The 9,860-nt window shown below is 61.2% G+C and carries 9 protein-coding genes; 1 reads left to right on the top strand and 8 read right to left on the bottom strand.

What is annotated here, in order from left to right; genetic code table 11:
• Positions 1-24: 24 nt before the first annotated feature.
• Positions 25-318, bottom strand: coding sequence for a cupin domain-containing protein (locus tag ASE82_RS19705; RefSeq protein WP_056062019.1), 294 nt, complete (start codon positions 316-318; stop codon positions 25-27).
• Between the two features lie 89 nt (positions 319-407).
• Between ASE82_RS19705 and ASE82_RS09305 the strand changes: the two genes are divergently transcribed.
• A complete protein-coding gene (locus ASE82_RS09305) occupies positions 408-1,688 on the top strand; it encodes a PDDEXK-like family protein (protein ID WP_162236729.1) in 1,281 nt (426 codons plus the stop codon).
• Positions 1,689-1,888: 200 nt separating this feature from the next.
• Here the strand turns inward: ASE82_RS09305 and ASE82_RS09300 are convergent, their stop codons facing one another.
• The 7 genes from ASE82_RS09300 to ASE82_RS09270 form a co-directional block, all read right to left on the bottom strand.
• A complete protein-coding gene (locus ASE82_RS09300) occupies positions 1,889-2,332 on the bottom strand; it encodes a thermonuclease family protein (RefSeq protein WP_335337808.1) in 444 nt (147 codons plus the stop codon).
• Positions 2,333-2,967: 635 nt separating this feature from the next.
• On the bottom strand, positions 2,968-3,906 hold the full coding sequence (locus ASE82_RS09295) for a hypothetical protein (protein ID WP_056062009.1): 939 nt from the start codon (positions 3,904-3,906) through the stop codon (positions 2,968-2,970).
• Positions 3,906-5,183 carry a hypothetical protein gene (locus tag ASE82_RS09290; RefSeq protein ID WP_056062006.1) on the bottom strand — a complete coding sequence of 426 codons (1,278 nt, stop codon included), beginning with the start codon at positions 5,181-5,183 and terminating at the stop codon, positions 3,906-3,908. The genes ASE82_RS09295 and ASE82_RS09290 overlap by 1 nt, the downstream gene beginning before the upstream one ends.
• A gap of 4 nt (positions 5,184-5,187) precedes the next feature.
• A complete protein-coding gene (locus ASE82_RS09285; RefSeq protein WP_056062003.1) occupies positions 5,188-6,024 on the bottom strand; it encodes a hypothetical protein in 837 nt (278 codons plus the stop codon).
• Entirely contained in the window at positions 6,014-7,447 is a 1,434-nt protein-coding gene (locus ASE82_RS09280) for a hypothetical protein (RefSeq protein ID WP_056062000.1), read from the bottom strand. Before ASE82_RS09280 ends, ASE82_RS09285 begins: the two co-directional genes overlap by 11 nt.
• Before the next feature lie 224 nt (positions 7,448-7,671).
• Positions 7,672-8,148 (bottom strand): TIR domain-containing protein, encoded by a 477-nt coding sequence (locus tag ASE82_RS09275; RefSeq protein WP_056061997.1) that lies wholly within the window; start codon positions 8,146-8,148, stop codon positions 7,672-7,674.
• A 179-nt stretch (positions 8,149-8,327) separates the two neighbouring features.
• A complete protein-coding gene (locus ASE82_RS09270; RefSeq protein WP_056061994.1) occupies positions 8,328-9,770 on the bottom strand; it encodes an SIR2 family protein in 1,443 nt (480 codons plus the stop codon).
• Between the last annotated feature and the right edge of the window lie 90 nt (positions 9,771-9,860).

Raw genomic sequence — 9,860 nt, 5'->3', positions numbered from 1 at the left:
CGCTTTGCATCCCGACTTGCTCCTTCACCGGGCAAGCGGCGCTCCTACGATGAAGAAGACGATCGTGGCGGGAACAGTACCATGATTGCTCCAGCCATGCCGCGTTCCCTGCTGCACGACGACGTCTCCTGGATGCAGATGCACTGATTTGCCGTCGTCGAGGTCGAACCATAGCTCTCCAGAGACGATCATCCCGTAATCGAGCGTAGCAGTCGTGTGCATATGCGACTGCTCCTTGAACGTGTCCGCAAGACCGGGAAGACGGGTAGCCCATTCCTTCCCGGCATCCTCGGGCGCACCGGTGGCCGTCGCGCGCATCCCATCCGTCGGGAATGTGACGAACTGGATATGCGTTCCCCCATTCTCGGCGAATGGCCAATCCCAACGCTGGTCAGAAGTCCGCGAGCATGGATCTCCTTCGGCTCTTGAATGTCGAAAAACGTCCGGTAACATGTTCCGCGATGCCGCCGTCCGTCCTTCTCGCAGAGATCGCAGAGATCGTGATGGCCCGGCAGAAGACCAAGTTAGCCGGTGCGGAAACCACCGCTCCGGATTTCTTCCCGCTAGAGTTTCTGGACACGCGCGAGCGTGGTCTCTCGAGGATCATCGCTTGGCTCCTTGATCCTCATGGGTCCCACGCACAGGGCTCGCGCTTTCTAAGCGCGTTCACGCGGTGGCTCGATCTCGACGACGCATGGCGTACGGACGTAGATGCCGCAAAGGTCATGATCGAAGCGCCGACGAGTGCAAGTGGACGTAGCGGGTACGTCGACATCCTCGTGAGGGTAGGCAACCGCACCCTGGCGATCGAGAACAAGCCCAAAGCGATCGACCAAGAAGGCCAAGTTCGACGATACCTGTCCGACCTCGCCACCCGCCGGCTCGATGAGTACTGTGTGCTCTACCTCTCCGGAACGGGCGAAGGGCCGTCGGCCAGAAGCATAAAGACGTCGGCGCTCGATGTAGCGGTGGCTGACGGCTCTCTGAAAATTCGAGGATACGACGCTTTGACCGCGTGGTTGGAGAGCTGCCTCGAACTCTGTCGAGCGCCGTCTGTCGGCTTCATGCTCGATGCTATCCTGAAACATATTAGGAAGGAATTTGGCGGCGTGAGTGACGTCAAGGAGGCCATCGCGCTAGCGTCGGATATCTGCGGTTCCCAGAACAAGCTCGAAGCAGCGCTCGCACTTTTCGAAGCCGAAGCGACGGTACATGAGCAACTGATGGCGCTGCTGACCGAGAAGGTCGGCGCGGCAGTTCGATCCAAACGCGGCTGGCGAGTCCTCCGGGACGACCTCGGTAGAACGAAATACTCCAGCTTGGTGATTGGACTCAGTCCGCACGCGTCCATTGGCTTCGGAATTCAGTTCGACAAGAATGACCACGGCGGCCTTTTCTACGGGGTCCGTAGCTTGGATAATCGGAGCCTGCCGCGGAACGTCAAACCTGTGCTCAAGGAACTGATGGGCGCGAAGGCAGGGACAGCAGGCTGGCCTGTCTGGAAGTATTTCGGGCCGAACGACAGATTCTTTCCGATGGCTCGAGATGTTGATCGGGACTTCTGGCTCGCCACTCAAAGCGGTAAACTTGCCTCATTACTCATCGCCTACGCGGAAGAGGTCGAGCGCGTTCTGGGGGAGCGCAAGCTCCTCACAACCGTCCGCACGCGAAAGCTGACGAAGGACTGAGGAGCGGGATCCTGTTGGCCCAACATCCTATCTTGCGGTCCTGAGCGGACGCAGATGTCCGTCGCTGATGGGAATTTGAACCGGTTCGACAAGGTGTGGTCCGAATGATGCGGCCGCTTCTGCTCTGGTTCGTGCGGGTTTACCCCTCCCAAGTCACGGGCGAGCTCGGCATACCAATCGTATCAAGTAGGCATTCGCCATCAGCACCATGGGCGACGACGGCCCTCCCACGTCCGTGCCATTCCTTCCGAGACGAGCTGATCTCCAAGGGAATGACCATCGCGGATTAGAACACGAAGTCGCCGCCCATACCGGTCCTCGTCCCGATCGACGGACTTCATTTCGAACGGACCTGCGCTCATCAGTTCCGCCAGGCGCTTCGTCGCCCGTTCTCCGAGCTCGGCTTCATAATCGCATCGGGGAGGATGTGTTTCCGGCGCATCGATGTCTGCGATCCGAACCTTGATCCCTTCGATCCAAGCCGTGTCGCCGTCAACGACGCAGTTCGTCCCACCACCCATGTGGCATATGGAGAAGTTCACCGCGTCCTTCGCCTTGATCAGGTCGGGTCGGGCGGCTTCCCTTGGCACCGATAAGCCGATCAGCGTACCCAACGACAGCATGCCTGCGATCGCTATCGCCATCATGCGATTGCTCACGATCGGCTACCAGCCCGCGTTACGGCTCGGCCCGGCTTGGGAGTAGCGTAAACCGTGTGCGATCGGCTCATGCTCAAAGGCCGTATCGCTTGTTGCCGCCGCTGGTGATGCAGTACCTTCCGCCCCTCGGTCCGACGCAGATGTTCGAGCCGCTGCATGGGCAGTTGCCGCCGCCATACGAATATCCACCCCCACGCCCGCGAGTGCCGATGCCTGTCGCGTAGGACCGGCGCGCGCTGGAACGGGAGTATCGAGCACGGTTAGAGAAGCCAGAACCTCGGCGATGAGACGACAGGCGCGAACGGACGACCGTCGCCGCGGGATCCGAGACATAGCCGGCGTACGCAACGGTTCGCGGCCCCAGCAGGTCGCGGCGAACCCAACACGCCGGCAGGGCGGGAGGATCGACGTAGCTCCAGCCCTGGGCGGTCGACAGGACGGGTACATCCATCCCGTGCTTCAACGTGCCAAGGACAGGCGAGGTCGTTCGCGCCGCCGCCCTGCAGTTCACCGTTCCAGCGATCACGGTCTCCGCATGCGCCGAGAACCCGACAATCAGACATGCTGCGCTGTAGACGAACTTGAACAACCCCTGCATATCACTTCCCCCCGGCCGGGCGTCACGCCCTGTTTTCATATTTGTAGAAGTGACCTTCAACCCAAAGCAGCAACGTCTTGTACCGACGCTTCTCCGCGGCCCCTGTGCGATCGGTGACCAGCACGAAGAACCGGCAACCGTGAGCTTCGCCCCAATCGAAGAGCGGCTTCGTCATCGCCTGGAAAGCCGGGCCCTGTAAGGTCCGACCGTAGGACATTGCTGAGAGTGGTAGCCTGGCCTGATCGGCGCGACGGTTCGGTAGCGCGCGATCCCGAGTTACGATCCCATCCGACGTCAAAGCGACGTCGAACACGTATTCCGGCGAGCCTGTCCGGGTCGCCCAGCAAGCCGGCTTCTCGGATCCTTTGCCTAGCGCCTCGAGCCGGCGTGCGGCGTAGGCCATGCTGCCCTTCAGCCTCTCGTTCTCGAGTTTCGTCGCCAGCATGCGGTCGGCAATCTGGCGCTGTCCCGCAGGCAGATCGGCAAGCGTACCCTTCAGGGCGTCGCGTTCGGACGCGACGTCGGCGATGCGTCTGCGTAGCTCCTCGCCTCGCCGATCCATGTCTTCTGCCGCAGCCTCGACGTGATCCTCCGGCCGCATCACGGCCTGCTCCGCCTTCCTCACGGCGGAAGAAGCCTGTTGCAGCCGCCGCTGATAATCCGTCAGCGCATCCTGCCGAACGGCGGAATCGACCAGTTCGCGCGCCAGCGTACGGGCCGCTACCGGGTCCGCGGCCTTTTCACGGAGCAATCGTTCGACACGTGAGGCAGCCCGTTCCTCGGGCACGGCACGCTTGAGTCGAAGTATCTCCCGATCCTTGGTCAGAAGCGCCGCGCCGAACGCCAATAGCAGGACGAAGATGATCAGAATGCCTAGTTCGGCCAGGGTCAAACCCAACACCAACCCCTTGCGATAGGTGGCGTTGTCGCGTTCGACCGATCGGTCATTCGTGAAAGCCATCAGACCGCCGGCCGCCCTTCAGTCTCGACGGCGGGCGGCACGAAGGGTTCGAACTGCAGTTGCCGGTCGTCCAAAGACGCGTCAGGAGCTGAGGGCCGAGCCGACGCGGCTTCTCGCTCGACGCGTTCGACTGCGGCGATCGCCCTATCGACTACGGTACGCATCCGTCCTTCGGCTTCATCGAGAATGTCGACCATCCGAGCAGGCTGTGCCTCGATCGTATCCGCCGCCGTTTCGGCGCGAGCGACTGCACCAAGTGCCCGTTCGACGCTCGCTGCCTGCCCCTGCCCTGCTGCCGACGCCGCGGACGCAAAGTGGTGCAGGTCGGCGGCGTCCCGTCGCAGAACCGCGATGGCTTCGACGCCCCCGTCGATCTGCAACCCTGCGCCGACGAAGCGCTGTTCGAGACCTTCCGCCGCAACGGCCAAGGCGGCGAAGCGCAGTTCGATCCCATCGACGGAGCCCACGCCCTTGTCCATCCGCGTAGCCAGACGGTCGACGGCTCCCGACAGCTTTCGGGCGACCGAATTGAACTCGGTATTACGATCGGACGTGTCGCGTACCCCATCGTCCCAACGCGTCGTTGACGCCTCCAATGCGGCCCTGAGGGATTCGCTCGCATCCGCCAGTCGCGTCGCCGCACCGCCGATCTGAGCCTCGAGCCCCTTCGAGGCACCTGACAAACCGCTCGCGCTCTGTGCAACGGACTCCCGAAGCCTTTCCCCTGCGGCATCGAGCGTGGCGCCCAACTTCTCCTGCATCTCTTCGATCACGTCGTTCACGGACTGTCGACTGGCGCGTGCGGCCATGCCGAACTCGGCACTCGCGTTCATCAACTCGACCTTCAGCCGGCGTGATGCCTCGGCCAGTTGCAGACGCGCCTCCTTCTCCGTCTCGACAGGATCGCTTCGCATCTGGCTGAACACGACGCGAAGCGTCACGCCGAGCAGCGTAGTCGCCAACGCGATTCCGAAGTTCGCCACGATGTCCTCGGCAGAACCGCCCGACGAGAACTGGGACAGCGACACCGACAGGCTGATGAGCGTGAAGATAAAGCCGAGATAGTAGAGATTGTCGCCGATCTGATCCGCCCGGGCGCGATAGTAGCGGCCCAGGATCAACGAGGCGTACGCCGCCATCACGAGACAGGGTGCGACCGTCACTATCATCTGCCGAACGCCGAGCGTCTTCAGCACGACTATGCACGCAGCCCCCGCCACGGCCGCCGCCAGAAAAGTGATTGCCTGGATCTTGGCGGTACCCTGTTCGAGTTTCATCTCGTCAATTCCTTCCCGGCAACGGAGTGGCCCGTCGCACCCTGGCGCCCGCAGCGCCAAACCATCCCTCCCAGAAGTCCACGAATTCGGGCGACGTCTGAAGGGTGTCCTGGGCGGCTCTCCTGATCATCAGCAATTCGACGTTCACGCCTTCGAGCTGCGCAGGAATAGCTTCGCCAACCCGCTCAGCCGCATCCTCGTTCAACGGTCCGCCGTACATGGAGAACGCCTGCGAGTTCTGGATGAGGTCTGACGCTACCAGCAACCTACGAGGCAGCTTCGCGACCCCGGGAGGGAAAGCCGCGACAGTAACCGCCTGGATCCCTTCGAGGATCGGTGAGGCGTCAGCCGTGGGAACGTCGAGCACGCCGTCCAACGCCTTGGACAACGGCGCTTCAAACCCCTCGTCGTAACGCTTCTGGACCAGCTCGGGCGATGATGTCAGTTCGTTCACATCGGCCTTGGTGCCCGGATTGCATTTCGCGAACAGCGGTTGGAGCAATGCGCTTTCGTCCGCGCCGGCCGCGAAGATCTTCAGCATGCCGAACCGCGGAAGTTCTTCGGCTGCAGCCAATATGCGGGACCGGATGGCGGCTTGCGTCACGCGCGAAGCTGGATCGGTCACGTCAACCACCACGGCGGTAATGGCGACGGGGCCGCTGTCTGGACAAAGGTTACCAGCGGCAAGGTTGGGGTTCGCCCGACCGGCGTAGATGTACAGGCCCCCGATCGCCGCAAGGATAGCCGCTCCGATCACAAACAGGATGACGCCAGCGCGCATCTGCTTGGCCTCACGTTCCTTGCGACGCGAGCGGGCGGGAATACGGCTGTTACGCGCCATGGACAGTCTCCAGATCATCCAGCGACCGCAAACGCGCCATGGCGCCCTCGCGCGCTTCATTCAGCAGACCTGCCTGCGCGTCGAGTTCGTTCTTCGCTGCGACAGTGATGCGCGACACTTCCTCGTCGGAGTAACGGATTTCGCCGTATGACGGTGGCGCGCCGCGAGGCATTTCCCAGCGGCGGTTGAAATGTCCAGGCACCGGCGTGCTACGCGCCTTCCGGTTCGCCTCACGGTAGATTCCAAGGAGGTCGCCGCCCAATCGTTCGAGAAACCCGAGGTGGGCGTCGTAACCACGCGTGATGCGTGCGATGGCCTCGTGGATGGAGCGACTTTCCGACCGCTTCCGCGTGAGATCATCGTGTTCCTCGTTCATTCTCGCGTGCGCCTCCTCGTAGGCGCGTTGCACGGCGTCGATCAGATCCTGCCGATCGTCCAGATAGTCCTGTCGACGTCTGTCGAAATTGCCGGAAGGACGGTCGTACCCGAAATAGGCGTCCCCCATTTTGCGGCCGTCGACGAGCGCGATGATCGAAAAGACTATGCCTAGTGCAAACATCGTGATCGACGCCGCGTCCAACCCTGCGAACGCCCCCTCGCGCATCGTCCGCCACGCGACGGCACCCGGATTGACGGGGTCGATCGAAAATGCCGAACGGTAATGCGCTACGGTCAGGTTCAGGAATACCGCACCGATGACGTACAGCGCGATGATCGTCCAACCGGCCACCCGTTGGGGCTTGAAACGGTGGATTATCAAAGTCGTCCCGAGCCGACCGGCACTCCACCCGATGAATATGTTGAGTGTGGCGAATATCGCAGCCTGGAACCAACCGCCAACGAGACCGAGCGGATTGCCCTGTGCGAAAAACACCCCGTTCAACAGCATCTCGATTACCAGGACGACGAACAACAGGCCGTAGAGAAACCAGCGCTCGCCCTTCGTCTGCGGATAATCGGCGGGTCGGTCCAACCCGTGCCTTTCGCGAAAGGCGATGAGATACCTTTCGGCGTTCAGCATCTCGCGACGCAACGGATTCAGCCGATCGACACCCTTGGCCGTCTCTCCGCCGATGACCGCGACGCCCACCTCGGCCGCCGAACGGATTTGGCTTGCCTTGGTGTCGAACTCGAGATCGAACAGACGATCGCGATATGTGTTCATCATGTCGCGGAACTGGTTTTCCGCGTGCGACCGCTCCCGATCGATACGGTCCACGACACGGGTCTCAGCCAGATCGAAGCCGGTGTCCTCGGACGCCGGCACGTTGTCCCCACCGCGTTCGATCCCGTCCTGCTGAAGACGCAACTCGTCCGCAAGCCGCTCAAGACGAGGCTGAACGAAGGTCTCCGTCGATACGTCATACGAATGACTGGCGTCGCCGACACGACCCAGGAACGCACCAATCTTCCCGCCGAACACCTTATTCCCCCACGCGACCGAATCCCGACCCCCGTCGTCGTCATATTCTTGTTAGCACGAGCGGACGGAGCGACAACTGTCATCTCTTCCCAGGAAGCAAACCCCGCTGACATGATTGTTCGTTCAATCAAGCCACGTTCTCATGCCCGCGTATTCTTGAAAGAAGCGGACGCTGGTCCGGCTTGGACATCGGAGCGCGCCAAGGAGCACCCCGATGTCTTATGTCAGCGTGCCGCGACGGCCGTATCCACCCACGATGCAATGTTGTCCTGGATGTGCTTGTAGACGTTCGTGCTCGTCACGAACGGCGGATCGTAGACCTTCCCGGTTACGGACTCGCCATCGACGAAGAGGCCGGAGAACGGGTTAGACCCCTTGGTCGACTGATTGCCCGAAGAATCCTTCAGGTTGTGGATGTGAATGGCCAGCACGCCGAGACCGTCCTTCCAAGCCTTCTTGATTTCGTAGTTCACCCACGCCCGACCAGCCGTCTTCGTACCGACAAGGACAACCAGACATTTTTTGCCCTTCATGTTCGTGTCGATCCACGCCTTGATGGCGTCGCTGCCCTTCTCCTTGATCTCCTCCCACTTGTTGGATGCCAACAGGGGCTGCTCTTCGATCGTGCCAATCTCCCGCACCTGCGAGACGCGCCACACATCGGGCTTGTAATGAAAGCTGAGAAAACACTGCTTGGCCATTTGGGATCTCCGGGTTGGTTGTGTTGATGACACTTGTCGTAGTGATCACTGAGATCGTTGCTGATCACGGTCGCAGTCCAGGCTGCTATCGCCGAGCGCCCCTCCATGATTGCCATGTGCAATCCGGAAGGCCAATCGGGGCCTCAAATCGCCCTCGTCCGCTTCAGACCTGGCAAAAGTCATTTGCGAACACCCTTCAGTCCTCGCACGAGGGCCATGATCGGCTCGATCAACGTCGCGAGATCAGCCACCGGCTTTGCCAACTCGGCTAGTTGCGCACGTTGAGTGCCATCCAGTTCCGAAAGGTACACGTCCGGGTCGGCGAGCGCTCGCGACGCGAGTACGGAAGCCATCGAACCCGTCGCGCCGATCGGCAGCACCACAAGGCCATGCTCGCGCGCAATCTCGAACTCCCGCTCGACGCCTCGCGCATTCTGGATTGCCCCGCCGACCTCCTTGTTGCCGAACATGAAGAGGGCGACGCCTGCCTCCGCGACGATCGTCTGGCGATACGTCTCCCAAAGGTCTTCCCGATCAGGATCTGGCAGTGCCTGCGGAAACGGCCTTACTATTATCCGGTCTTCCATGTGCCCCTGGCCCTTGCGGACGACCTGCTCCACGGCGCCGGTGAACAACGCGTTGCCGACGCCAAGACCCAAACCGGTCACCAGTCGAACTTCGCTGTCCATGACGGTCGCGCCAAGCCGGCGCATGAAACCCGTGACCTGGGCCTCTCCCCAAACCCCGAAGTCCGACGCGCTGGCCGAAACGAAGATGGTTCGTCGGCGATAGCGCTTCACCAACTCTCCAAGGATGACCGGCACCTCGGGGTAGTCATCTATCATCAGCGGCTTGATGTTGAAACGTTCGAGGTCGCGTAGCACCAAGCTCTGCCGCGTCTTCGCGTTGATGAAGACGGCATCGTCCTCGTCTGCATTCTGCGTCCGGTTCTTGAAGATCGCGTAATGGCGACGCTGGTTGCCTTCGAAGGTTTGGCGTATCCTTGAAAGCACCGCCTCGAGATTGGGATCGGTGAAACTGAAACCGAGAAACAGGAAGGTCTTGTTGACGAAGTCACCGGACAACGCGTTTATGTACGCACCACGGCTGCCGGCATATCTTTCGTAGTCATCCCGCGTCGCGACGGCTTGATCAGGATGATCAACATCCCCATGCATCTTGAAAACGATCGCATCACGGCGTGGCTTTGTATTCGCAAGTTGCGCAACGGTGTGCTTGACGTCCGGGATCTTACCCGCGCCCGAGAGCGCGCGCTCGATCAGATTGTCGTAGTTGGTCGTCCACCAAGTCGCGATCGGCAGGCCGGCGAGCAATCGATGACTTTCAGTCGGCTTTGCGCCGGTGGAGAATGCCTCAATGATCGCCTTGTTGAGTTGAGACCGGTTGTTCGAGTTCGCGTTGACGTGAAACTGGGCCAGCGCGATGAAATCCGTCTCCTGCGCGATGTCTAGATCCAGCTCGACCGCCAGGGGCGCGAGAAGATGACGCCAGTCAACGAACCCGGCGGGAACGGACAGCCCGGCGCCAGCGAAAACGGCAGCCTGCCCGGCCTCCATCTCCTTGATGTAATCGTCGATGAACCCCGTGATGTCTTTGCGCACACTCGATCTCCCTTCCCATTCGATATACCAGCCGCAGTTCGTGGTCGAGCGTTCCCAAGATGTTCTACGACCGTTCCGTATCCAGTTCGT

Source organism: Sphingomonas sp. Leaf230 (assembly GCF_001421745.1).
In the GTDB taxonomy this organism is placed as follows: domain Bacteria; phylum Pseudomonadota; class Alphaproteobacteria; order Sphingomonadales; family Sphingomonadaceae; genus Sphingomonas.
Note: the sequence above shows the minus strand (reverse complement) of the source record. Positions and strands in the feature narration are given on the sequence as shown.

Bases quoted from the DNA above. Each gene is read 5' to 3' on its own strand.
- ASE82_RS19705 (WP_056062019.1), bottom strand. From the start codon at position 318: ATGCGCGCGACGGCCACCGGTGCGCCCGAGGATGCCGGGAAGGAATGG.
- ASE82_RS09305 (WP_162236729.1), top strand. From the start codon at position 408: ATGGATCTCCTTCGGCTCTTGAATGTCGAAAAACGTCCGGTAACATGT.
- ASE82_RS09300 (WP_335337808.1), bottom strand. From the start codon at position 2,332: ATGGCGATAGCGATCGCAGGCATGCTGTCGTTGGGTACGCTGATCGGC.
- ASE82_RS09295 (WP_056062009.1), bottom strand. From the start codon at position 3,906: ATGGCTTTCACGAATGACCGATCGGTCGAACGCGACAACGCCACCTAT.
- ASE82_RS09290 (WP_056062006.1), bottom strand. From the start codon at position 5,183: ATGAAACTCGAACAGGGTACCGCCAAGATCCAGGCAATCACTTTTCTG.
- ASE82_RS09285 (WP_056062003.1), bottom strand. From the start codon at position 6,024: ATGGCGCGTAACAGCCGTATTCCCGCCCGCTCGCGTCGCAAGGAACGT.
- ASE82_RS09275 (WP_056061997.1), bottom strand. From the start codon at position 8,148: ATGGCCAAGCAGTGTTTTCTCAGCTTTCATTACAAGCCCGATGTGTGG.